This window comes from Leptospiraceae bacterium (genome assembly GCA_024233835.1).
Taxonomy (GTDB): domain Bacteria; phylum Spirochaetota; class Leptospiria; order Leptospirales; family Leptospiraceae; genus JACKPC01.
Map to the genome: position 1 here is coordinate 129576 of JACKPC010000005.1, position 25487 is coordinate 155062.

The following is a 25487-nucleotide window of genomic DNA, read 5'->3' on the forward strand; positions in this document are numbered from 1 at the left end:
ACTAATTTGTTTTGATGAGGATTATCGATTTATCCTCAGACGGAAAAATGTTTTCCAGATACTTAAGTTTCGCTTCGTATTCTTTAGCTGTTTTATAATCTTTTTTCTCTGAATAAAAATCCCGAAGTTTCTTATAGGTGGCTATTAGAGGACGGGATTTTTCACCAAAAAGTTTAGACCGAATTTTTAATGAAAGTAGGGTAAGCTGGATTGCCTTATCTACCTGGTTATGATTGTCATAATGCACAGCTAAATTTTCAAGACTGTTCGTAACACTCGGATGCTCTTTCCCTAAATGTTTATATTTCAGAGATAGGGCCTTTTTATGCATTTTTTCGGAAAGTTCCGGATGACCTGTCATTTCATATATATTAGCAATATTATTATATAGTTTTGCAATTTGCGGATGGGTTTTAATAAAGAAATTTTTTCGGATTTCATAAGCTTTTTGATACTGTTTTCTTGCGAGACTATATTTTCCCTGGCTGTAGTAGCAATTACCCAGACCATTATAAATAACTGCTATATCCGGATGTTTGTTGCCAAAAAAACGTTTTTTAATTCTAAGAGAATGCTTATATAGCTTTTCAGAGCGCTGATATTTACCGAGTCGATAGTATAATTCAGCAGCACCATTTAAAGAGGTTGCAAGGCTCGGCATATCAAGGTCTTTAAGTTTTTCCTTAATTTTTAGAGCTTTATTGAAGTATTTGTAAGCATCTGAATAATTCCCTTTTGACTGATAAACGATTCCCATATTATTATAACATTGGGCTACTAAAAGCGAATCCTCTGAAATATTTTTCCTTCTTATCTCGGAAGCCAGGATGTAGTAGTGAAGTGCTTCATCATAGTTACCCAGAGAATATTGTAAAAGTCCCATACTGTTATACGTTGAAGCAAAGGATAAATTATCTTCTTCCAGAATTTGTTCTTTTATTTTTAAGCTTTCATCTAAATAGAATTTTGCATATTCATATCGTGCCAGGCGTTCATAAGTCAGGCCAATATTATTAAATAGAATTCCGTATGAAATGTGGTTATCCAAATGGTTTGAGGTTAGGATATTTTCTGCTGTTAAAAATGTATCGAGAGCTTTTTCATAGTATCCCAGTGAATAGTAAGCAAGACCTATAATATTATAAGGATCGAAAAGTTCAATAGTATAACCATTATAATACTCAAGACCGAATTTTATGGAAGTTTTGGCATTTTGTATAGATTCTTCTAATTGATAGTGCTTAAGTTGTGTTTCTGCCAGATTTAAATAGTGATGAAATTCTTCGATAAGCTTTTCATTCGTGATAGATTCAGAACTAAGAGTGCTGAATAGAAAGAAAAAAGCAAAAAGAAATTGTTTTAATCTAAGAGACGTCATCATAATTCAGGACTCATCTAAAATAGGGGGGTCGACGCGGAAGGAATACCTTGAAACAAAAGGATCCCAGTAGCGCAACTGATCGATATCCATAGAAAGCCAGGCTTCCCGTGTTATCTGACTATCTTTCCAGTTCATGAGCCATTTTATAAAATTTAAAAATTCCATTTGCATATTATATAGAATAATATTATTTACTTTCTCTCCCTGGATTTCATGTTCGACTTTTGATGAAAGATCCTCATCTTTCTTCTTAGTATGTAACACATTTGTTTTGGGAAAATTGGCAGAAGGTTCTTCAAAAATATACCATTCGTCTTCGTCTTTCTTGTAGACAATATTAATTCTTTTTAATACATCTTCAAATGTTCGCAGACCCTGTTTTCTTACTCTGAAATTCTGATAGAGCATACGAGATGTGTTGGGCATACCGGTTACAACAGCTAAAAGAAACATCACTACTTCGAAGTTTTTAAAAGACCAATCTCCGATCCCATCAGGCTTTTCTTTTTTGTAATAAACATTCCACTGTTCATCATTCATTCCAACCTTTATTAACCTGTATACATTAATAAAGCGTTTGAGGGAGCGGGGGGAGCGTGTAAGGATAGGTGCCAGTAATAGCATAAACCTTCTTTCTTCATCGTTGATGTAAAGCATAGGTGGATTCAAATCCAGTGTTTCTATTAGTTCTTCAGGTGCAGGCATATCAGTTTTCCTCTAAGGAATTGATTATTTCTCTTTCATTGGAAATCTGAACATTGGAAGTCAGGGTTTCCACCATATTTCTTCTACCTTTTACATCCATAGGATAGAGCCAGAAAGAAATTTGGAATATTTTCTCTAAGTAATCATGCGGGGTTGCTCTTTGTAAATCCGGGATTCCATCTCCATCTGTATCGAGAGCGAGTTCTCCATTGAATAATTCTTTGTATTCAATTTGTAAAGCCTGGGTAAGCCAGCGGGGGTCTACTGCCACAACTACTGTAAATAAAGGAAAGGCTAATAGAAGATGAACAGCTTCTATTACCTCGACTACCTTTTTGGTTGAACAGCGATCCAGATCATCCACATATAATACAATTCGGTTGATCATATGTTCATCTTCTTCACTTTCCAAACCCTTATCCAACTTTTTATTGAAAGACTCAACCAGGCGGGAAAGTTTATCAAAATCACGGCGAATTTGTGCCGGAAGTCCGAGATGCTTTTTATAATCGTTGGAAGACGCACGGTCATTAATATAGTGAGCTAAAAGATTATCTTCACGTTGCAGGGTTTTCTGCCGTTTAAGCTCTAATATTTGTTTTCGCAAATCCCTCAAATCGTCTTTAATTCTATCTTTCTCTTTTTCTATCTTATCGTATTCTTTTTGTAAACCATTTCTTTTTTCTGATAAATCATCCTTCTTTGTATTTAAACTTTCTTTTTCTTTCTGTAGTTTTTCTTTTTGTAGGTTCAATACTTCCTGTTTTTCTTCTACCTTTGCATGAATTTTGTTTTCTTCCTGTTGCAAGTTCTGCTCAAGGTTTTTGAATTCGGGTGCATATTCCCTGATTTTTGTCCAGGCCATAGATAAAGAATTCAAAGCTTTTTTTGCAAAGAGAGCCAGACCGGAACCTCCACCTAAAAGAGAAATCAAGTAGGAGATCTTTGTTTCTAAAAAATGAAAAACAGTATTTTTTACATCGATTAAAATAGGAATTACAAAGGGTAGGGCTACTACAAAAAATATCATGAAAATCCAGACAAAAAATCTGGTTTTATTTGAAGTCCAGGCTTCTTTCCAGTTTTCTTTATTAAAAACCCTTTCGATTATAGATTCGTCTTTTTTTGGATTATAAATATTTTCTGTAACAAATTCCTGAACTTTTTTTTCCATTACATCAAAAGGAATTTCCCCGGCTTTTTTTAGTTCCGGATCTATAGTTTTCAAAGCCTCTTTAACTTTTGGATTACTCGATATTCTGCTGAGAGCTTCCGTGCTCAAGCTTTCCTTAATTCTACTCGTAAAAAGGTTTCTGAAAAGGAGGGTTTTATCTTCTTTAGATTCTTCTAATTTACTGATTTCCAGATCAATCGTCTCTATTTTTTGAGAAAGCTTTTCTTCTTCCTCTAAAAGTTGTTTTTCTTCCTTTGCTAAATCTTCTTCCTTTTGTTTGACTTCTAGTTTCCTTTCTTCGATTTCATTTTTGTATTTATCTTCTTCTTCTTTTAGGGCCAGCATATTTTCGTTTAAAGCTTTGAGATTATTATCTATTGCCGCTAAAAGTTTATTTCTCCTATTTTCCGTTTCGTCTTCTGTTTCTGAATCATACACTTTCAGGTTAGAAAAAATATGCTCTACAAGACTTGCCCAGAGATTTCCTTCGGCGTAGTGCCAGGCATTGAATTTTATCTGAGCGATTCTTCCGTAATAAGAGAAATCCTGTTGCTTTCTTCTATTATTTTTTATTTCTTCTCTAACTTTTTTAGAAATAAAACTAATTCTTTCGATAAGCTTTTCTATGAAAAACGATTTTCCGGCTCCCCAATAACCAAAAAGGCCGATGGCCAGGGGGGGCTCTAAGGCTCTTGCGGATAATAATTTAGCGAATGAGTCAACATTGCTACTGATGCCCAGCTGATCGGAAGAAATATGGGAATCGGGTGCATAACCCGCATACGCCCCCTTCGGTCTTCCTTCCACCCCTCCATTTTCAATCAGGAAGTTGGCAAGTTCCTGGTGACGATTATGGGAAGCAAGACTGAGGGCCGTCCAACCGTTTTTATCTCTATCATTGATATCAGCTTTCTTTTCAACAAAAAATTTAGCGAGACTCACATGTCCATTTTTAGTCGCATACATTAGAGGAGTAAAATCCGTATGGCTCCTGTCATTGACATCGGCACCTTTTTCGATTAAAAGTTCACAGATTTTAAAATGCCCGACTTCGGCTGCGTGCATAAGAGCATTTATTCCATCTCTGTTTTTTAAGGAAATATTGGCTCCATTTTCAATTAACTCCTTCACAATATCAAAATGGCCGTTTTGTGCCGCGCAGGATAGGGCAGAATAGCCTCCACGGTTTTGTCTGTTAATATCAATATTTTCTTTGCGTAACAGACTTCGAACCCGCTTCTTTTGACCGTAAAAGGAAGCATAAATCAAATCTGTCCAGCCATCCTGAAGTTTAAACTTAAAGTCTTCTTCCTGTTTCACCAAAAGTTCAACGATGTCATGGAACTGTTTTTCACTGGCGATGTGGATGGCTGTTTTTCCATCCTTATTCTGTTCCTGAACATCTGCACCATTTTTCAAAAGAAGCTCTATCATCTCTGCGTTACCTGCTTCTGCTGCAAACATTAAAGGAGTCCATTGCCCCAGATTGTTCTCATTTTTTTCCAGGGTTTGAGCGTTTACATCAGCTCCGGCACGTATTAGTACCCTGGCCACATCTACACGATTGTGCTTAGCTGCTACCATAAGAGGAGTTAAGCCCTGGCCTTCTACAAAGGTGAAGTTTACGGGAGCACCCTTACGCAAAAGATAAATAACAGCTTCCATATGATTGTTTTGGACAGCGAGGGAAACAGGTGTTATAAAGTCTGAACCTGTATAAGCATTAAAAATGTCGGTTTTTTCAGTGCTATGTGCTATAGTTCGAATAACTTCCACGTTTCCGTTCTGAGCTGCATACATAAGAGCCGTAAAGTTATCTACCTTACTTCTTGTATATAAACTGGCATTTTGACGTAAAAGAAGTTCCACTGTATCTATATGACCATTTTTGCAGGCATACATCAGGGGAGTATAGCCACGAGAATCCATTTCATCGGGTAAGAGTCCTTTTTTTATGTACAGTTGAATGGCTTCTGTATAACCATACATGGCTGCATAGGATATATCACTGTAGCCCTCGCTATTTTTTTGTTCGTAGTCATCTCTTCTTTCTTTAAGAACACGAATAATTTCAGAGTATTCTTTTTCTTCTGCGAGTTCAAGAGCTGTTTTTCCTTTGTTATTGATTTCATGAAAGTCAGCACCTTTGGAGAGAAGAAGTTTTACGGTTTTGGTATGTCCGCTTTCTGCTGCGAGCATCAGGGCTGTGTAGCCTTCCGAATCAGTGTGGAAGAAATTGGCTCCTTTTTCGATTAAAAGCTTCATGCTTTTGGTATAGCCTGTTTTGGCTGTATGAAAAAGGGCTGTAAATTTATTCTTGTCCTCCAATTCTGTATCAGCTTGAAAATCTAAAAGGATCTCCAGAGTGTCCGTATTCCCCCTCTGGGCTGTTTTGATAAGAGCAGTTTCCCCATTCTTATTTTGAAAATTGGGTCTGGCTTTTTTTTCTAAAAGATAGCGAACTGTTTCATTATGCCCATTCTCGGCAGCTTTCATTAGAGCGGAATTGACACCTTCTACTTTCGGGTCGACTTCAGCTCCAAAGTCTATTAGTAATTTAATGATTTCTAAATAACCATCCTGAGCGGCTCGACTGAGGGCTGTGGTATTGTTTTTGGTTTCAGCATTAACATCGGCACCGTGTTCTAATAAAAGTTTTGTGATTTCTAAATTTCCATTCTGGCAGGCTTTTATAAGAGCGGAATAATTTTGTTTTGCGATTTCATCTTCCGGATCTGTTTGAGCACCATTTTCAAGAAGAATCTTCACTATTGCGAGATTTCCTTCCCCAACTGCTTTCATCAATGCACTGGTTCCGTTTGTACTGGTGAGGTTTACATCAACTCCTTTTTTAATCAGGTATTCTACCATAGGAAGGTTGTTGTCGCCGGCAGCTCTGGTAATAGCTCGGTTTCCCTTCTTTGATTTGGCATTTATATCCATACCATCTTTCAAAAAATCTTCAATCAGTTCTATATCTGAATCCTTGATTGCATGGATGAAAGCTTCTATATCTTTTTTTTGTTGTGCCATATATTCCCGCTTATTATGCTTATAGGACTTCTCCTTGGATTTTCTGTCAAGAAAACTATAGATTCTCCTGGTTGGGAAGGAATATAATGGATTTTTAAAATTCTATTAAAAAAGGGTAGAGGGGGGAATTCGATTTGAGGACTTCGATAGCGGCCAGCTTGAATTCCTGTTTATCGATGCCATTTCGAGCCAGGTATTCTTCTATATCTTTCTTTACCCTGGCATCAAAGGTTTCTTTATAGGACTTACTTTCATTTAGGGAAACATACCAGCCGAAGATAAGGAAATAGGCGAAAGCAAATGCAACAGAGAGGATAATTGTAAGGATCCATCCACTCATAAACTTATGAAGGATATAAGTTGTGCCTACCCAGGCAAGGAACATGACGAAAAAGAAAAGAGAGACCCTTCCATCATGAGAATTTTTTTTGGATTCTAAAATTTTCTCAAGCCCTTCAATGTATTTATTTAAATTTTCTTTTTCTGTCTGGGGTATGGTAGCTCGTATAGGAAGCTTACCATTACAATAATTGCAGTAAATACTGGAACTTTGAAGGGATGCTCCGCAGTGAGGACAGGTATAGCTCATACATTGAATGAGAAAATGGTTAAGTTGTTTTCGCAAGAAAAAAATATTTAAATAAAATAAATTGTATAACTTATTTTTTAGGAAATGAGTCGACAGTAAAATTGCTTCATTCTAAATGTGTATCATACTTTGTGCATTTTTTTAATAATTAATTATGAATCTATTACATTTATTACTCGGCATTTCTCTTTTATTACCGCTGCAAATTGCAAGGCAGCAGGGTAGAGAGTTTTCAGGACCTGACTTTCCCATTTATCTGGGTTTAATTCTTCAGGCTGTTATCGGAAATATCATTTTCTTTTATGTAAGAGCCTATGAAAAACGTAATATAGCACGGATTTTTATAGGTTACTTCATCTTTTTTCTGGGGCTTTCCGGTTCTTATCTTTCCGGGAAAAGCTTTCGACTTTTATTCTTCTGGGAAATCTCTACCGTAGGAGCTCTGCTGATTTATCTTGGTTCCAGATTGTCAGACAAGGCTATTCGAAGTATTGTCGCTTTATTTGTAGCCAGTAGTGTTTCTATGATTTTTTTAGCTATCTGGATCTTTCTTCCAAGTGGCAATACTACCGGTCTTTATTTTTTAATTGCCGCTTTACTTTTGAAGTCAGCTTATTCTTCTTTACACATCTGGTTGCCGGAGGCACACTCAGGCCCCCCCTCTCACGGTTCTGCCGCCTATTCCGGCCTGATGATTAACCTTCCTCTCTTACTTTTTCTACGGTATATGCCGGATAACCTGCATGATTTGCTCAAGATAGAGTATCTCATCCTGTTTGCCGGAATAGGGGTCTTTCTGGGAGGAATTGCTTCCTTCTTTCAAAAAGACATTAAAAGAGCACTGGCGTACAGCACGATAGAGAACAGTAACTTTTTATGGTTGAGTCTTTTGATATATTTATTCTGGGTCGTAGATCCAAATCCGGAAATTCAAAAGCTGGCCCTGGCCTATCTGGTAGTTTTTTACATTAGTATTATTCACCATTCCGTTTCTAAAACTTATCAGTTCTTATCTTTAGGTTATCTGGCTAAAATTGCCTCCAGTACCGACACAGATGAGTGTAAAGGAGTCGGTAGAGTTTCCGGACTTTCTTTTCTCGCCAGTTCTGTTGGGAGCCTGAGTTTTGCCATGGTGCCCGGGACCATTGGATTTTTCTCTGAATCGACCTTTCTTTATCTGGGTTCGATTGTAATCGATATGCCGGTTACACGTTCCCTCTTGATTCTTCCTTCGCTTATTTTTATCAGCACCGGTCTTGCGATGGGGGCTTTTTCCCATGTGAAACTCTTTCTTTCTTTAATGCTTTCTGTTCCACGAAAACAAATTGAGCCTCAGACTCCTTCTGCATTTTTAACCTATTCTTTAAATTCTCTCGGTATTCTGATTCTTTTATTGCCAGTAATAGCCTGGATTCCCTTCTATATACAACCGGAGTTAAAGGAAATCTTACCGGGTTTATTTCAAACCTGGGTTTTTAAACTGTCTTTTATTTCCCTGTTTGTTATAGTAGTAAGTCTATTTCTAATATACTCTAAATTCAGGCATAAAATTTGGAAACGTCAAATCTGGGATTGTGGTAGTAATTATCGCGGAGAAGATGTGTCTATACCCGGCTCAGTTATTTCCGATCCTCTTTTTCCTTCGGTAGGGAGGTTTTTATTGAATAAAACAGGAGATGCAAAACTGGATAGTCTTTTTCTTTCTCTGATGAATAAGCTTCTGGGATTCGGTCGATACTGGATTCATTTTTTTGAAACCGGCGAGCTGACCACCTACTTATTTTTATCTTCGATTTCTCTTTTATTTTCAGTTGGAGTACTTTTGCTCTACCAAAAATTATTTGCGGGCATGTAAACATGAGTCCTAAGATACTAAATCTAATTGTAATGTTTTTTACATTCATCACCCTTCCGATTTTAGCGGGTGGAATCATCCGTAAGGTGAGGGCAAGAGCCCAGGGAAGGAAAGGTCCACCTATATTACAAAATCTGAATGATATCATTCGATTATTTCAAAAGAAGCCTATAGATGGAATTTTTTCCGGTACCTACAGCGAATTAGCTCCTTCTTTTGCTTTATTTGCTTCTTTGATGGTCTGGTCTATTGTTGCTTTTGAATGGACCTCTTTCATACTTATTCCCTTTTTCCTGGTCATCCAGAGGATTGCTCTCACCGGTTATGCCATGGAAACCGGGACTTCTTTCGGAGGTCTTGGAACTTCCAGAGAAATTTTGTTATCGGTAATGAGTGAGCCTATTATTATCCTGATCATTTTAGTTGCTCAATCAAAGATGAGTATGGATTTCTCCTGGGTTAGTGTTATATTTGGTGCCATATTTGTTCTGGCTACTATTGTTGTAATCCTTGCTGAACTGGCGAGGCCTCCATTTGATGATCCAAGAACTCACCTCGAATTAACCATGGTTCATGAAGCTATGTTATTGGAAGCTTCCGGTAGATCTCTGGCTCTTTTTGATTCTGCTTACCAGGTAAAGATAGCCTCACTTATTATGTTTATTTTGAAATTGGCTATTGAACATTCGAAATTTCTTTATAATGCAAATGTGCCGGAATACCTTGATAACCTGTTAGCTTATATCGGTGCTCTCTTACTCGTAGCCGGAATTGGTTATTGGGAATCAATATGTACCAGGAGAAAGTGGAACTGGGTTCCGGAGATAATGGGTTTAACCTATTTATTTCTTCTAATACTCGGAACTCTTGTGAAGTTAAAGTAATACTATGATATACGATCTTATATACCTTCTTATTTTACTTGTAGGAATCCTGATTCTTATAGAAAACCGTCTGAATCGAATTATATTCTTTTCGGCTGTTCAGGGAATTTTTCTTTGCGGACCTGTATTTCAGGTTCATAGTTATAAAGATTTTCATAGCTGGGTCTTAGTCGGGATTATTCTTGTTTTTAAAACATTTTTAACTCCTTATATTCTCTATCTAACCATAAAAAGGGCCGGTTTATCAGAACATACTAATCCGAGGTTCGGTTATCTGCTTACCCTGATATTTTTTATTCCCGGTTTGTTTATGTCCTTGATGGTGAGTGAATCATTTACTGATATACCGGTTCATATAGATAAAATTAGTGTAGTCTATGTTTTGATAGTAATCTATCTTGGAATCTTAAGTTTTATTGCCAGAAGGCACTGGGTAGCTCTAATAATCGGTTTTGTAATGTTTGAAAACGGAGTATTCCTGCTGGCTCTAATTTTACATAAAGGCTTACCACTCGGAACGGAGATTCTTTCTTTCTTTGATGCTCTTCTGGTTATTGTGGCTGCTGTTGCATTGCAGGCAAGGGTTAAGCGTTATTCAAAATACAAGGTTGGAAAAGAATGAATCTAAATACACTAACCATTATCAGTATAATTGCTTTTGTGAGCGTATTTACTAATATTTTGTTTGCCTTCAGGAAGAGTAATGCAAATATTCCACGCTGGTCTATTTTAATTTTTCTATTTGTATTTGTGCTGATCCTTTCCTGGTATATGAGGGATTTTTCTGCTCAATGGGTTCTGATTGAAGCCTGTACACTTTTGGGTTCCCTTTTAATTGCCATGAGTGATAATGAGAAATCTGCCATAACAGCCTGGAAATTTTTATTACTGAATTCATTTGGAATGGGGATTGCTTTTTTGGGGCTTATCATTCTTTCCTACGGAGCTCATACTGTTGTATCCATGAATATCTCCAATACCCTGAAAAATATCCAGGTTTTGGAAAATCAGGGAACCCTGGTGATTATCGGGATCTGGTTTGTGGTCTTTGGATACTCTGCCAAATTAGGACTGGTTCCGAATCAGTACTGGGTTAACGATACATACTCGGAGAGTCCGAGTCAGATATCTGCTCTGTTTGCATCGCTTATTCCGGTTTCTATTGCGATTGCTTTAAGACCCTTAATCCAGATGGATGAGTTGATTATAGGGCCTCATTTTAGTTCCAAATTTGCCTTATTGTGTATGGGAATTGCCACTATGCTATACAGCATTTGGACTCTCAGACAGGTAGGTGATATACGCAGAATTACTTCTCTTATTGCATTATTTCATAACGGTTCTATAGGGGTTTTTCTCTGGTTGAATCCGGACGATGAAGTCTTCTTCTTAGCTCTGAGCACTATCGTCCTTGTAAAAACCCTTTTATTTAGTGCCATGGGGGTTTTACGACTTGATATGTCCAGTCGTAACCTGAATGAAGTTGCCGACCAGGAAGGCTTACATCCGATTTCCAAATTTTTGTATATCTCCGCTATTTTTATGGCTTTTGCGGTGCCGGTAACTCCCATGTTCTTAACCGATATGTTGGTTTTAAAAATAGCCGTACTTCGAACCCAATACTGGTATGCACTCATACCCGGAATGGGTATCCTGTTTTTTGCTATTCTGTTGTATAAAATATTGCCTATAGTAAACATTACTCCCCGTCCTTTCAACCCCCAAAATGAAAAATATATTCGAATTCGGATTGGATTGACCCTGTTGATTTTTACTACATCCTTGCTTTTTGTAATTTATAGTATATTTATTTTTTCGAATGGAGGTCTGGGGAATGTCTAAGATACTACAATATGATGCCATTACTGGAATCTTTCGCCTGGACCGGACTATGGATATTTACGCATTCCGTCAGAATGCAACTTCAGTAAAAATGGAGCGCCTGGATGATTTTGATCCCAGGGAAAATTATTCTAATGAAAAAGTTCCCCTACCTCTTTTGCGCCATAGTTTTGGTGTTTCGGAAGGTGAGGTAGAAGATTATTCGAAATTGCATAACTATTCCGATATGAACGATAGAGAACGAGAAATTGCAGTTTGTCTGAATTCGGATGGAAGTATTCAAAATCTTGAATATAGGGGAATTAAGCTTCCTATCGGTAAAGAAAGCTACTCTCATGTAGTAGGCCCAATTCACGCAGGGATTATTGAGCCGGGACACTTTCGTTTTTACGTTACCGGTGAAGTGATTCAAAAGCTTCATATCCGATTGGGATATCAGAAACGAGGTGTTTATTCTCTTTTAAAAAATAAGAAACCAATGCAGGCTATACCTATTGTCGAGGCTGTAGCCACAGATTCCTGCGCATCCTACAGCACCGCTCTTTCCGAAATTTATGAAAAAGCTTTTGATATAAAAGTTACAGATGAGACAAAACTCTGGAGAATTGTATTTAGAGAGTTAGAACGAATAGCCATTCATATCGGCGATATGGGGGCAGTTGCCGGTGATATAGGTTTTTATCCCCTTCTCGGGCTTTGCTCTACCGACAGAGGTGTTCCACTGGGTATTTTAGAAACTTTAACCGGATCTCGTTTTGCGAAGGGCTGTATTTATCCGGGGGAAGTTAAGCTCAATCGTAAATTAGAGAAATCTGATTTACCACTATTGAGTGACAATTTAAAGAAAGCCGAAAAACGTCTGGAGTCCCAGATTTTGCGAGCTCTACACTCCACCACTTTTAAAGAAAGGCTTCAGTCCTGCGGAACTATCAGTCGACACCAGGTATATAAAAATTCTTTTGTGGGGATGGCTGCACGTTGTACGGGAGTCGTTCAGGATCTTCGCTTATCTGAAAACATATACAATCAGGTAGGAATGACTCTATGGTTGGAAGACTATCGAGAAGAGTTGATGGGTGATGCTTGGTCCAGATTTTTCTTGCGTTATATTGAATTTAAAAATAGCTGTGAATTTCTTATCAATATATTACCTAAACTTGATATTTCTTCAGGAACTCGTGGTCGACCACTCTGCATGAAATATACAGAATGTGAACCCGGTCTTTATTATAGCTCAGTCGAAGGATGGAGAGGGCCGGTTCTTATCGCACTCGATTTGAATCAGGATACAAGCATTCGACAGGCTTACATTCGAGATCCTTCCGTGTTAAACTGGCATGCTCTTGAACTGGCAGTAAGAAAAGAATTGATTGGTGATTTTCCCTTGAATAATAAGTCTTTTAACCTGAGCTATGTGGGAGTTGATTTATGATGAGTTTATATGAAATTGTTAATTTACTTAAAAAACATCAAACAATGGATTTTGATAAAGCTTCTCCTTTACATCCAAAAGCAAGGGGAATTCCGGTTCCAACAAAAGGGGAATGTTCTGCCTGTAAATCCTGTGAAGAATTTTGTCCTACAAAAGCTATACAGGTAAAAAGTGAAACTGAGATCCGACTTGATTATGGATCCTGTTTGCATTGTGGTCTATGTGTTGAGCTTTGTGAGGAAGCTAATCTACAAAATTCCGGATTGAACTACTCTTTTTCCTTTCATAAGGAAGAGTTAATTATCAATTTTAAAAATGCCGATTTCGAAGTACAGGATTTTCCGATCCCTGAAAATGTTAAACGTTTTCAGGAACTTACCCATAAACGGGGCTTTAATTATAGGGAAGTCGCAGCCTCAGGCAATGTGGGTGTTGAGTGTGAGTTGAGTGCCAGCTTTAATAATGTCTTTGATAGTGAAGGGCAGATGGTAAGAAATGTCGCCTCTCCTAAACATGCAGATGCTGTTGTCTTTTCGGGTCCTATCGGGAAAAATATGGAGGGTCCTTTGCATACTGCCTGGGAATGTATGCCTGAACCCAAGGCTTTGGTTGCAGCCGGGACAGAGGCCATTTCGGGTGGGGTTTATACAAAAGGTAAGGAGCCTAAGACACCGGATTTATTTATCAGTGGAGATCCTCCCAGGCCGGATGTGATGATTAATGCTTTCCGTTACCTTATGGGAAAATTGAAATATTCTTTTCAACAGTCCTTAAAAGAACGCTTAAAAACAATGAAACCAGATCCATCTATTAAATAAAAAGGCGAGTTGGAGAAAACCTTTGGATGGACTACGTTTTTTTTGGAGATTCACTCTAAGAACGGAACTTCTTACTTATGCCTTTTGGCCTTTTCATGCTGTTTATTTTGCTATAGTTGGTGGAAATGTTCCGGGAGATAAGGTACTGCCGGTTTTCTTGATTGGTTTTGTTGTTTTTGCTGTTCCGGTTAGTTGTGTTTCTTCGATAATCCTTCGTTACCTGCTGTTACGTCCCGTGCTTCTTAAGTTGGATAAATCTAAGCATTTAAATGAAGAAGAAGCCTGTTCTATAATAGCCTATCCAAAGCTGGAAGGTTATATCAATATGTTTCGATGGATAATAGGCCCTCTCGCTTTTTATTTTGGATATTTCTTAACTTATGGCCATAATTGGATAGTAGCTCTTTCTACTTCATTAGTAACTGTTTATATGGTTCCATTTGTTTTTATCAGTAATTATATATATTCGGAATTAGAAATATGTTCCTGGATAAAAGATAAGAAATTTATCATTACATCTTATCCTGAGAGTATACAGTTAAGTCAAAAAAGAAGACTTTTATTTTCTTTTTTTGCAATTTTTTGGATTCCGGTAGTAACTTTAACCTATTTCTTAATTTCTGTATATTATAATATACTTCAGATCTCTTATTTGCATATACATATAACTATAATAATTATTCTTATGGTTATCTATACTATAGTGTTTGCTCAAGCTATGGCCAGAACTTTTTATTTGAATTTGGATTCTATTAAAGATGGTATCTATTCTCTTTCGTTAGGTAAGCTTACAATAGATACGAGAAATTATACAAATGATGAATTTGGTCAGATTACTTTAAAGATACAGGATTTATTAAAGAAGTTGAAAGATGTGATCGTTCGGATTAATGAGCAGTCTCATCAACTACGAATAGGATCCGAGAAAATTATTCAAAAAATGCAATATGCAATGCGTGTAATTGAAAATCAGGAGAAATCCTCGAGACAAATTGAAGATTCAGTACAGAAAATTCATAATTTCAGCGAATATCTGGTTCAATCTTCAGAAATTCAAATTCAACTTTATAATAAAGCAATGAATACTCTGGATTCCTTGAAAACGAATCTGAATGATTCAAAATTAGCTTCGAATGAGTCAAGAGAAAACATGATAGAGGTTGTAAAACGGTTTAAGGATATATTCGAAAAATCAAAAATAGCTACCCAGAAAATGAAAGAAATACAGAAAAGCTCTGATAATATTCAATATGCAATATCTCTCATAAAGGATATTGCTGAGCAGGTAAATTTACTTTCTTTAAATGCATCAATTGAAGCGGCAAGGGCAGGTGATTCTGGAAAGGGATTTTCTGTGGTGGCCTCAGAAGTATCTAAACTTTCAGATAAAACACATCAAAATATAGAAATCATCAGTAAAAATATGAAAGAATCTGAAAGTAAAGTGCAAAGTGGAGTTATATTGATTAATGAAACCTATTCGAATACAGAAATTGTAAATAGCCTAATACATAGCAGTGCTGATAATATGGAACAAATAAATTCTATATCAGATTCCCAGACTGTATTGAGTGATGATTTGAAAGTGATGATGGAAGATTCGATGCGACAATCAGAGAAAGTAGATAAGGATATTCAATCCCAGTTTGATTCTATAAAAAATGTATCTGAAAGTTTACAGTCAATTTTAGAAGAAACAGTAAAAATTGCTGAACTTTCCTGTGATATACAAAATCTTGCAAATACTTTTGAACAAATATCGGAAAAGCTTCGTACAGATGTATCCTTTTTTCAGTTAGAGGAATAAAATAAAACTTAAGGAATAACTAAACAACTTATAGACAGTTAAAATCTTAATAACTGCCTGATTGAATTTATGAAGTCTATTCAAAAACTACTTGTATTTGACTTACTTTCTGAAAGACTGGAGATTGGGGGGAAAACATGACTTCCTTTGAAAAGTTACCATCCGTTTTCGGAGAAAAAAATTCCTGTGAGAAATACCCGGGAAGATACACCGGACGGCCATTTTCCATTGAAACAGCTCATATAGACAGTAAAGGCCTGATTCCCTATCGTTTTACCAGGAGGAAATCCTGGATCTATGGTTCTTTTATGGGAGACTCGTTTATTGTAAGTATGGCTATAGTGGATGCCGGGTATATTTCTACTGCATTTATTTATTTTTATTCTATGGATACAGGTAAATTTCACGAAGAAAAGGCAGTTTTACCCTTCGGCTTTGCCTCCGATTTTTCCCCTTCACTTTATACGGATTGGAAACTTACAGCAGCCCCCAAGCAATGGCTTATATCTCCTACAAAAAAAGGATTATTTTTTTGTTATGAAGGGGTAAGGCTTTTTGCTAATTTTACAATAAATTTTGAACAGGAAGGCTTGAATACAATTGCTCCTGTTAGGGGAGGGCTGTTTAATTATACATATAAAAATGTGGCATTAAGCTCGGAGGGGCAGTTCGTTTTTGATGGAAATCGTTATATGGCAAAGAATAAAAATGCGGCTATTGATTTTACTCTCGGTTATCCTCCTTCTCATACATTCTGGAACTGGGCCTGTCTAAGTGGTGAAACGGATAATGGAATGTTATTAGGGATAAATTTGGTTGGAGATTTTAATAACGGTTTGGAAAATTGCCTGTGGTTGGACTCCAAACCTATACCTTTGGGTCAGGCAGTTTTTTCTTATGAAAAACCCATAGATAAAAATAAATTAAAACTGCATACAGAAGATAATATACTGGATATTACTTTTGAACCTATAGGAGCAAGAAGCGAAAATTTGGATCTACTTTTTATTAAAAGTCAATTTACTCAACCTTTTGGAATTTTTTCAGGTACCCTCAAACAGGGAGAGACGGAACATTTCATAAAAGGAAAGGGAGTTGTCGAAGAGCATTTTGCAGTATGGTAAGTTTTTTGTTATGTGGAATCGGATATCTTTAAAGTTTCGCGTGTTATTAACTAGCTTCCTATTCATCGGAATGCTAATGGGGATCGATCGCTTACTTTTTTCGTATCTTTATTTTCAATTTCCAAATGAGCTGGAATGGGATACATCTCCCTGGTATAATTTTCTACACAAAATAAAACAGATAAAATATTCTGAAGATAAAGGTATTGTAATAGCTGGAAGTTCTGTAGCTTTATTTTCTGCCTTACCAACAGAAATACAGGATACTTTAAACACTCCTGACAACAAAAATTTTCGGGTAGATTTTTTTTCTCATGTAGCCATGACTCCTACTGATTTGTACTATTATTCAAACTGGCTAACAAAAACCGGAGCAAAGGTCGTGGTTTACTTATTTAATCCTGCTGACCTACAGTTTGATCATTTTTTAAAAGAAACACCTGAACTATGCCCTTTAGAGTTATATATTCAAAATGGAGAACCTCAATTTTCAGAAGAGGATCGTTTGCGTGCTTATGTAAATCGGGTACCTACCAGAGTTTATTATCCCTTTGCCTTCTTGTTAGATAATTGGAAAAGTTTGGATAGAAAAGATGTATTCCAGTTAACAACAAAAAGTTTTCTTCATATAAATGCTTACAGAACATTTTTAGCAGATCCTTTTGATGCTTATTTTGAACGACATCTGCGGAGTCAAAGAAGATACCATAACTATACAGGCGTAATTCCAAAAGAAGGGATTTGGCGAAAAGGTTGGACCCCTGAAAGCTTCAGTCTTATATGTGAAAAAAAAGAAGAACAACTTGATGAGATGCTTTTTTTTCAAAAGCCGGACATGAAAATAAAAATTTTCAATAAGGAAAAAATTTTATTTGATAAGGTCTTTCATAAAGCCGGTTGGCACAGGATATCATTTCGTTTACCCTCTGATAGAGTGTTGCATTTTACTGTGACACCGAACATCTCTTCTAAACTGGTAGATCCGAAAGAATATGGTAAGGAATATTTTTATGGAATTCGTCTTTCTCAAAATTTTTGTAAAACCAAATTGGAGCGTAATATCTCTTATTTAAGAACAGAAGCCATTGACGAGCATAGATTTGAAGTTATGAGTAAGGAAGAATATGGGGAAGATTATCATTCTCGCTTATACAAAGATAATTGTAAAAGAGCAGAAACCTTAAGAATGAATCGAATTTATGTAGTCAAAAAAGCATTAAAAGACAGCCAATTTAAACCTTTTTCTGAAGTTCGAATGATTCAAAAAGTAGCACTGAAGTTAAAACAAAAGGGTATAAGGTTTATTATGATTAATAATCCGGAAAGTCCTCTGGAGCTAAAGCATTACAGAGAAGGACGCTGGTATCAGGGTTATTTGTCATTTTTCCATAAATTAGAACAGGATGGATTAATACAATTCGAAGATCTCAGCCAATTTTTGACTGATGAAAGGGATTTTATTGATCCTCATCACCTTACTCTTCCGGCAGCACATAAAATGACAATAAAATATACGAATATTATAAAGAACAATTATACTAAATTATTAAAATAGTCTGTTTTCTTCTGCTATTGCTTGTAAGCACCTTTCGTCTTCGTTCCTGCTCGAATTTACCAGAGGATTTGTTTTATAAAAAGAAAATTTTTTAGTCAAAGGGGTTTTTAAAATTTCTTCGATAGATTCTGCTGATGAATTTGGCTCTAACCAGGTATTGAAAGAGTTATTTGAGATAAACTGAGGCATTCTTGAATGAATATGTTCTAAGTCGGGAGATGCTTCTCTGGTAAGAATGCAGACTTCTTCACCTTTCCAGATACCGGCTACAAATGAAAGATTATTCGGATGAATATAATAGGGAACTTTTGTATTCATTTCATTTTTCCACTCATACCAGCCATTCATGGGAATTAAACATCTTCTATAATGAATCGAATCTACAAAAGTTACTTTTTGGAAAACTGTTTCGGAACGAGCATTGAAAATAAGTCTCTTTCCTGAAGAAAAACCCCAGCTCAAATCTTTTAGTTCCGATTTTATTACATTACTAATTGTGATAATTTGAGTTCCGGGACTAATGTTGTAAGTTCTTCTTTTTTTTAAAGATAGATTATTTTTTAAATCAGGAAAGAGGAGTTCTAACTCTTTTGAAAGATATTTGTAAACGAATCTACCGCACATAGATAAATTTATTCGTATATTTCTCCCACTATTTCAGTGCTTACCGGTGAGACTAAGAAACTGAGAGGAGGTAAGATATAAACCCATTTGGTAGTTTCCTTTTGAATTAAACGAATCTTGCTTGCTTTGTTCTTTTGGGCATATAGAGTAAATTGATTCAGTGTCTCTTCAAAATTAGCATCTCCCCATACAGGATAAATGCCAAAGACAAGATGAATTCCAACATTTAAAGTAGACTGGTAATATTTGGGCTTACCTTCCGGAGTTGATAGACTATTTGTTCTGATTGCTTTATTGGAAATACTACAATTTATTAAAAAAAGAGATAAGATTAAAAAAGATATTTTGTTCATAGAGTATACTATATTTCATCTTGAAGAATACTGTCAATGAAAGTTTATAGGGTAATTACTCGATTACGACCTTCATTTTTTGCGATGTATAAATATTCATCTACTCGGCTTAATAATTCTTTTAGATTTTCATTTTCAGTTATATTGGCTACTCCGAGACTAATGGTAGTTTTGATAGTATTAGGAGGAAAGATGCAATCCATGTTTTCTATTTCTTTTCGAATACGTTCAGCAACATCTCGTGCTTCATCAATATTTGTTCCGGGCAATATAACTAAAAACTCTTCGCCTCCGTAGCGTCCTACTGAATCGTATTTCCTTAAACTTGATTGCAGAATATAAGCTACCGATTGCAAAACCATATCACCTGCGATATGTCCGTAAGTATCGTTGATTTGTTTGAAATGATCTACATCACCCAGGATTACAGAGAAAGAAGTTTTTTTCCGTTCATATCTTGCCATTTCAGCTTCCATAAGTTCTATAATTTTTCCACGGTTGTATAGGCTGGTCAGGGGATCTGTAATTGCCATCTTTTCAAAAAGTTCTTTGTCATGAAGTAATTTCTCGTTAAGTTCCTGGAGTTTGAAGTTTTGTTCAGATGCTATGCGGTGTTCTCGTAAATAACTTCTAAGTAGAAGATCCAGGATTAAAACGAGATAAACTGCTATAGAGATATAGGAGGCTATTAAGTCAAATAATTTCTCTTCTTCATTTTTGTAATCAACGATCATTTCAGGTATAAGATAGTGAGTCATATAGAGACAGGAAACCAGGGAGATATTTATAAGTGTTACAATGAGTTTATGAGAATCAATTACCAGAACAGAAAGAAATAAAATAATCATGAAGAAGAAAGCGTTTGCGGAATTAGAACCACCATTCCCAAACCAGGCTACGGTTGCGGTTGAATATAGAGTTATCAGAAACAAAAATGATGCAGTTCGAATCTTTTTTTTGTAAACTCCGAACCAGATGATTGGAATCTGGAAAAAAAAAGCAAAAATAAAAAAAGCGATTACCCAGATAGGTAAGGAAATGATTAAGTTAATGATAATCCCAATAAACGTGAAAAAAAAGAAGCTAATGATTGAGATAATAAATACACGTTCTTTTAGAGTTTTCTCTTCGGTTAGTAACTTATGTATTAAGAAAAGATTGAATTTTCGTTTTGCCTGTTCGGACATTTTTAGGTGTAACTTATTTAAAATTATTATATTTGTCAAGTACTAAAATCCATCGCAATTTTAAGGAGCAAGAAAATTACCTACTGAGCGAAACCAGACTCGTAAGGAAAGTAAAAATATTATCCATGCATTTCCGGACAAATAAATAAACCTTCCTTATGCGCTTGGGAACCTGAGTTCTTCTTCCCAAAAGAAACGAAATAATGGAATTTTCTTTCTGAGTTTTTTGGCCATCAAGGAGTCCAGAACCATTACTTCTGCTTTTTTCTTGGTGCTATATTGTAATTCAGGAGAAATGTATATAATATCTCGATTGGGTTTTGCCTCGGTTTTATACGTATTTGAGTGAAGGAAAAGACCTTCTTCAACAGGAAATAAAAGACTACCCTTTTTAAAATGCTTCGAAAATGTAGCAGGTGTATTTACACTTTCCAAAGTATGAAAATGAACTCTTTCGGCTATGGAACGTAAAACTGGTTGAGATATAAATCGTAAGGCTTCAAATTTCTGAAGATAATTTCGTGTAAGCCATAATTGTTCCAGGCGTTTTTCATAACCGAGACTATAAATGAAATCCCGAAATGCTTCTTCACTAAAAGTTGAAACCACAACAGGGCTGAGTGCTACTACGGAAGCACTTCTTTGACCTTTCCCTATAATAGAAGCCATTTCTCCAATAAGTTCTCCAGCTTCGATTTGAGCTAAAACCTGCCTCGTTTTCCCATCATGGCTTATCACCTGGGCATAACCGGTAAGGATGATAAAAACTTCTCCCTGTGATTTACTTCCCTGTCGAATAATAATATCACCGGCATTATATCTTCGAATATCTCTATCTCCTAATAGATTGGAAATCCAGCCGGGCGGCATTTTGGGGAAATATTCCAGTAAAAATTCGATGGTTCGTGTGAGCCAATAATCTGTTTGTCCCGGTAGTATAGTAAAACGTTTTCCGGAAGAAGCAATGCTAAATTGTGTTTCAAACTTATCAGGTAATTTATCAAGATGAAGAAAAACAATTCGGTCAGACTCTGAATCCTCTGCATCGGAAGGATCTCCGTGGATAAGTCCTTCACCACCATCTGCCAGAAGTAGATCCCAACGCTCTGTATAAATATTTTTTAAAGAATTGTATCTTTCTTCTGAAATGACATTTTTTTCTATCATAGATTTTATATCTTTAAGGGATTGAGTATCACCGGTAAAGAGAATTCTATAACTTTTTCCCTGATGGATTACTTCGAAAATACCACCTATAGTCGGAATGGAATGTACAGAATAGAAAGGTGTAATCTTCATACCGTAATAATTTGTTGCTTTATTAACTTCTAAGGGTATAAAGATAAAATAATCTTTTAATTCTGATTCCGGTTTATCCATGATTAAAGAAAGTTTCTTCAATGTCATCTGAAAGATGATATTCGTTGTTAATATTGTTATTCTTCGATTATATTGCAGTAAAGATAGTATGTTACAATGATCGTCATGTACATGGGATAAAAATAAACTATAAACTTGATTTCGGGCTATACCTCTTGCCTTTAAATGGTGATTCAAATAAGGAATTGCATCAATGAGCATGTAATTGCTATTATAGCAAAGAGCCAATCCGCTGGAAGCATTGGTTGCACTAAAACCGGTGGAACCTCCTAAAACCTCTATGCCAAATTTTACCAGACTTGTTGAGATTAAGTCGAAATTAATAGGATAGGGGGGGATTTGTTCCACTGAAACGTCCAAGCTGAATGTGAATTCTTCATTTTGTTTGTTTACTTTAAAAACATTTTTAGATACCCTTTGAATATTTATCCATCCCAGGTCAAGAGTTTCATCTTCAATAATGTGACAATCGATTAAGTCGTCTATAGAAAGAGGAATTCCTTCTTTATTCTTTAAATGAAACCAGGAAGTTTCTTTATATAGATTTTTAGCTTCTACGGGAGATATGCCCATCTCTTTAAGTTCTGCTTCATTCGGGCCCATTAAGCAGAGTTTCAAAAGTTCTCTTGCTGCTTCTACACGTCTTGTATTTCCGAGGACTATCAACTTTTTCCCGTTTCGATTGGGATTCATAAATAAGTTGTGATAAAGTGGAAACTCGATGGCGACCTGAGACTCCCCTTTTGCGAGTGGAATATCGGGTAATAAGATTACATCGGGAGGAGAGAGTTTCTTTTGCATCAGGACTTTAATAATTTCCGGAGGTAAACCTGCTAAAAGGTGGTTTTCATGGTCCTGTATATAATATGCACCGGGAAAGATATTTAATATTTCCATTATCCTGTATGCCTGTTTAAAATTTTTTAAAATTTATATCCTTATTTAAGTAAATGTCAATAAAATTTTGTATTAAACTGGAAGTTTTCTAAAAGTTTAATAGTTTATAAATATCATCAGAAGAAAGTAGGCCCGGTTTTTCTGTAGATTTTTTTTGAAAAGGTTCTGATTTAGGCGATTCTAAAAGCAGGCAGCGATAGGGGGATAGTAAAACTTCTCCTCTCTCATTTCTACATACTTTATAGTTTGCATCCAATACTATTTTTCCCTGTAGAGAATCAGGTCTTTCTTCTTCTTGTTCCTCTGTATATTCTTTAAACTCTGTCTCCAGAAAAGCATCTACTGTAAATAAATACTCAAACATTCCGGAACCTAAAGGTTTGGCACTTTGTATTTGTAAAGTATCTCTTATAGGGTAGTAGGAGGATAAGTGTCCGCTACCTCCAATAAGGGAAGAGAGGCATTTTTTTAATTCCAGGTAAACTTTATTTTCATCGTAATCCATAACTAAAGTATAGGATTTTTATCCGTGCTTTTGTAAAGAAAAAAACTTGACACATATCAAGATATCTTGATATGTGGAAATAAGTATATCTTATGTATTTGACTAATGCCAATTCCGATAGGGAGATACTCGACCCGATTAAAGCTGTAGCCGATGAAACACGACTCCGGATTCTCTTTATCATGCGGGAAGGTGCTTTTAAAACACCTTCCGCGTAACCTTGAACTTGTAATTGATTTAGGTTGTGGCCCGGGTGGGCTACTGGGGCATCTATTGGAGTATTCGGATAAAGTGATAGCTATTGATTCTTCCGAAAAAATGCTGGAGGAAGCAAAACGAAATTATAAAGCTTATCGTAATATTAAATTTCAGTTATCTTATCTTGAAAAGATTAAATTACCTGCAAAAACTGCCGATGCAGTAGTAGCTTCTATGGTTTTACATCATGTATCCAATCCGCCTCTGGCTATGCAGGAAGTCTTTCGTATATTAAAAGAAAATGGAAGTTTTTATATTGTGGATTTGTCCCGTCATGATAGAGAAGTTATGCGTGATAAGTTTTTAGATCTATGGCTTGGTTTTGATAGCTGGCAGTTAGAAGATTGGTTAAAGCAGAGTGGTTTTATAATTGAAGCCAAATCGGTTCTTAAGACACCTACGGAATTTAAAATATTAGTAATAAAAGCAACAAAAAGGAGTAAATAGTGAATACAACTCAGGATTACAAAATAAAAGACATCAGCCTTTCGAAGTGGGGAAGGGAAGAAATTATTCTTGCTGAAAAGGAAATGCCCGGCCTTATGGCTATTCGTGCTGAATACAAAGATAAGCAACCTTTAAAGGGAGCTCGCATTGCTGGTTCTTTACACATGACTATCCAGACAGCTGTATTAATTGAAACTCTCGTAGAATTGGGAGCAGAGGTTCGCTGGGCCTCCTGTAATATTTTTTCTACTCAGGATCATGCAGCAGCAGCCATTGCTGAGAGAGGAATTTCTGTTTTCGCCTGGAAGGGAGAAACCGAAGAAGAATATTGGTGGTGTACAGCTCAAACGTTAAATTTTTCTAATGGTCAAGGTCCGAATATGATCCTGGATGATGGGGGAGATTTGACTGTTTATGTTCATGAAAAGCATCCTGAGCTATTGAAAGATATTAAAGGAATCTCCGAAGAAACAACAACCGGAGTGCATCAGCTTTATAAAATGTTTAAGGCCGGAACTTTGAAAGTGCCTGCTATTAACGTGAATGACTCGGTAACCAAGTCTAAATTTGATAACCTTTACGGATGTCGTGAATCCCTTGTGGATGGGATAAAGCGTGCAACAGATGTAATGCTTGCAGGAAAGAGAGCTCTTGTCTGTGGCTACGGTGATGTGGGTAAGGGTTCTGCTGCTTCTCTCAGGGCTTATGGAGCTATTGTTTCTGTTACTGAAATAGATCCTATCTGTGCTTTACAGGCTGCTATGGAAGGATACCAGGTCTGTACAGTAGAGGATGTAGTAAAAGAAACTGATATTTTTGTTACTGCAACTGGCTGTGATGATGTGATTACAATTGATCATTTAAAACAAATGAAAGATGGAGCTATTGTTTGTAATATAGGACATTTTGATACAGAGATTCAGGTTGCCGCTCTGGTAAATTTCCCGGGAATCAAAAGAACTGAAATTAAACCACAGGTTGATAAATTCACATTCCCTAATGGATCTTCAATTATTCTTCTTGCAGAAGGAAGGCTTGTAAACCTGGGTTGTGCTACCGGTCATCCATCTTTTGTGATGTCGAATTCCTTTTCGAATCAGGTTCTTGCCCAGATAGAGCTATATAACCACTCCAATAAATACAAAGTAGGGGTTTATACTCTGCCCAAGCATTTGGATGAAAAAGTAGCCGAATTTCACCTGGCACAAATCGGAGTGAAGTTAACCAAATTAAACCAAAAGCAAGCAGACTATCTTGGAGTGCCGGTAAACGGTCCTTACAAACCGGAACACTATCGATACTAATTTTTTTGGGGGGAAGGTCCCCCCTTTTATGTATGCCTTATATTGTTACATCAGCCTGTATAGGACATAAATACACGGATTGTGTAACAGAGTGTCCGGTGAATGCTTTCAGGGAAGGGGATGATATGTTATACATACATCCGGATGTTTGCATTGATTGTGGAGTATGTATGCCTCTTTGTCCGGTTGAAGCTATATATCCTGATTATGATATTCCTTTGAAAGATAAAATGTGGATAGATATAAATCGAATAAAGGCAGACAAATATCCTACAATTTTCAATAATAGAATAAAACGTAATCATAATATATAATAATATACTTATAAGAAGG

Annotated in this window: 21 protein-coding genes; 12 read left to right on the plus strand and 9 right to left on the minus strand. The window is 36.3% G+C overall.

Features of this window, described 5'->3' with window-relative positions:
- Window position 1 precedes the first annotated feature (1 nt).
- The 4 genes from H7A25_20820 to H7A25_20835 form a co-directional block, all read right to left on the minus strand.
- The gene (locus H7A25_20820; protein ID MCP5502352.1) at window positions 2-1381 is read right to left on the minus strand and encodes a tetratricopeptide repeat protein; all 1380 of its coding nucleotides are present in this window, start codon (window positions 1379-1381) and stop codon (window positions 2-4) included.
- A 3-nt stretch (window positions 1382-1384) separates the two neighbouring features.
- The gene (locus tag H7A25_20825) at window positions 1385-2086 is read right to left on the minus strand and encodes a hypothetical protein (protein MCP5502353.1); all 702 of its coding nucleotides are present in this window, start codon (window positions 2084-2086) and stop codon (window positions 1385-1387) included.
- A gap of 1 nt (window position 2087) precedes the next feature.
- Window positions 2088-6293: an ankyrin repeat domain-containing protein gene (locus H7A25_20830; GenBank protein MCP5502354.1), complete on the minus strand. Its 4206-nt coding sequence runs from the start codon at window positions 6291-6293 to the stop codon at window positions 2088-2090.
- A gap of 94 nt (window positions 6294-6387) precedes the next feature.
- Window positions 6388-6882 carry a zinc ribbon domain-containing protein gene (locus tag H7A25_20835; GenBank protein MCP5502355.1) on the minus strand — a complete coding sequence of 165 codons (495 nt, stop codon included), beginning with the start codon at window positions 6880-6882 and terminating at the stop codon, window positions 6388-6390.
- Window positions 6883-7036: 154 nt separating this feature from the next.
- Between H7A25_20835 and H7A25_20840 the strand changes: the two genes are divergently transcribed.
- From H7A25_20840 to H7A25_20880, 9 genes are all read left to right on the plus strand, one after another.
- Entirely contained in the window at window positions 7037-8737 is a 1701-nt protein-coding gene (locus H7A25_20840; protein MCP5502356.1) for a formate hydrogenase, read from the plus strand.
- 2 nt (window positions 8738-8739) lie between these two features.
- Window positions 8740-9621 (plus strand): NADH-quinone oxidoreductase subunit H, encoded by an 882-nt coding sequence (locus H7A25_20845; GenBank protein MCP5502357.1) that lies wholly within the window; start codon window positions 8740-8742, stop codon window positions 9619-9621.
- A gap of 4 nt (window positions 9622-9625) precedes the next feature.
- The gene (locus H7A25_20850; protein MCP5502358.1) at window positions 9626-10243 is read left to right on the plus strand and encodes a formate hydrogenase; all 618 of its coding nucleotides are present in this window, start codon (window positions 9626-9628) and stop codon (window positions 10241-10243) included.
- Window positions 10240-11463 (plus strand): formate hydrogenase, encoded by a 1224-nt coding sequence (locus H7A25_20855; protein ID MCP5502359.1) that lies wholly within the window; start codon window positions 10240-10242, stop codon window positions 11461-11463. Before H7A25_20850 ends, H7A25_20855 begins: the two co-directional genes overlap by 4 nt.
- The gene (locus tag H7A25_20860) at window positions 11456-12895 is read left to right on the plus strand and encodes a metal (Ni/Fe) hydrogenase large subunit (GenBank protein MCP5502360.1); all 1440 of its coding nucleotides are present in this window, start codon (window positions 11456-11458) and stop codon (window positions 12893-12895) included. Before H7A25_20855 ends, H7A25_20860 begins: the two co-directional genes overlap by 8 nt.
- The gene (locus H7A25_20865) at window positions 12892-13713 is read left to right on the plus strand and encodes a 4Fe-4S dicluster domain-containing protein (protein MCP5502361.1); all 822 of its coding nucleotides are present in this window, start codon (window positions 12892-12894) and stop codon (window positions 13711-13713) included. The genes H7A25_20860 and H7A25_20865 overlap by 4 nt, the downstream gene beginning before the upstream one ends.
- A 22-nt stretch (window positions 13714-13735) precedes the next feature.
- Complete coding sequence (locus tag H7A25_20870; protein ID MCP5502362.1) at window positions 13736-15520, plus strand: methyl-accepting chemotaxis protein; 1785 nt, start codon at window positions 13736-13738, stop codon at window positions 15518-15520.
- A 137-nt stretch (window positions 15521-15657) separates the two neighbouring features.
- Entirely contained in the window at window positions 15658-16644 is a 987-nt protein-coding gene (locus H7A25_20875; GenBank protein ID MCP5502363.1) for a DUF2804 domain-containing protein, read from the plus strand.
- A 76-nt stretch (window positions 16645-16720) separates the two neighbouring features.
- The gene (locus tag H7A25_20880; protein MCP5502364.1) at window positions 16721-18199 is read left to right on the plus strand and encodes a hypothetical protein; all 1479 of its coding nucleotides are present in this window, start codon (window positions 16721-16723) and stop codon (window positions 18197-18199) included.
- Here H7A25_20880 and H7A25_20885 read toward each other — a convergent pair.
- From H7A25_20885 to H7A25_20905, 5 genes are all read right to left on the minus strand, one after another.
- Window positions 18191-18823 (minus strand): SOS response-associated peptidase, encoded by a 633-nt coding sequence (locus H7A25_20885; GenBank protein MCP5502365.1) that lies wholly within the window; start codon window positions 18821-18823, stop codon window positions 18191-18193. The two genes, H7A25_20880 and H7A25_20885, sit on opposite strands and share 9 nt — an antisense overlap.
- A gap of 8 nt (window positions 18824-18831) precedes the next feature.
- Window positions 18832-19176, minus strand: a complete 345-nt coding sequence (locus tag H7A25_20890) for a hypothetical protein (GenBank protein ID MCP5502366.1) — start codon at window positions 19174-19176, stop codon at window positions 18832-18834.
- Window positions 19177-19220: 44 nt separating this feature from the next.
- Window positions 19221-20363, minus strand: a complete 1143-nt coding sequence (locus H7A25_20895; protein MCP5502367.1) for a GGDEF domain-containing protein — start codon at window positions 20361-20363, stop codon at window positions 19221-19223.
- Between the two features lie 156 nt (window positions 20364-20519).
- Window positions 20520-22640 carry a cyclic nucleotide-binding domain-containing protein gene (locus H7A25_20900; GenBank protein MCP5502368.1) on the minus strand — a complete coding sequence of 707 codons (2121 nt, stop codon included), beginning with the start codon at window positions 22638-22640 and terminating at the stop codon, window positions 20520-20522.
- An 88-nt stretch (window positions 22641-22728) separates the two neighbouring features.
- Complete coding sequence (locus tag H7A25_20905) at window positions 22729-23145, minus strand: hypothetical protein (GenBank protein ID MCP5502369.1); 417 nt, start codon at window positions 23143-23145, stop codon at window positions 22729-22731.
- A gap of 153 nt (window positions 23146-23298) precedes the next feature.
- Here H7A25_20905 and H7A25_20910 point away from each other — a divergent pair, with 153 nt between their 5' ends.
- From H7A25_20910 to H7A25_20920, 3 genes are read left to right on the plus strand one after another with little or no spacing between them, the layout of a single operon-like run.
- The gene (locus tag H7A25_20910; GenBank protein ID MCP5502370.1) at window positions 23299-23850 is read left to right on the plus strand and encodes a class I SAM-dependent methyltransferase; all 552 of its coding nucleotides are present in this window, start codon (window positions 23299-23301) and stop codon (window positions 23848-23850) included.
- Complete coding sequence (locus H7A25_20915) at window positions 23847-25154, plus strand: adenosylhomocysteinase (GenBank protein ID MCP5502371.1); 1308 nt, start codon at window positions 23847-23849, stop codon at window positions 25152-25154. The genes H7A25_20910 and H7A25_20915 overlap by 4 nt, the downstream gene beginning before the upstream one ends.
- Window positions 25155-25186: 32 nt before the next feature.
- Window positions 25187-25468 (plus strand): 4Fe-4S binding protein, encoded by a 282-nt coding sequence (locus H7A25_20920; protein MCP5502372.1) that lies wholly within the window; start codon window positions 25187-25189, stop codon window positions 25466-25468.
- Window positions 25469-25487 lie beyond the last annotated feature (19 nt).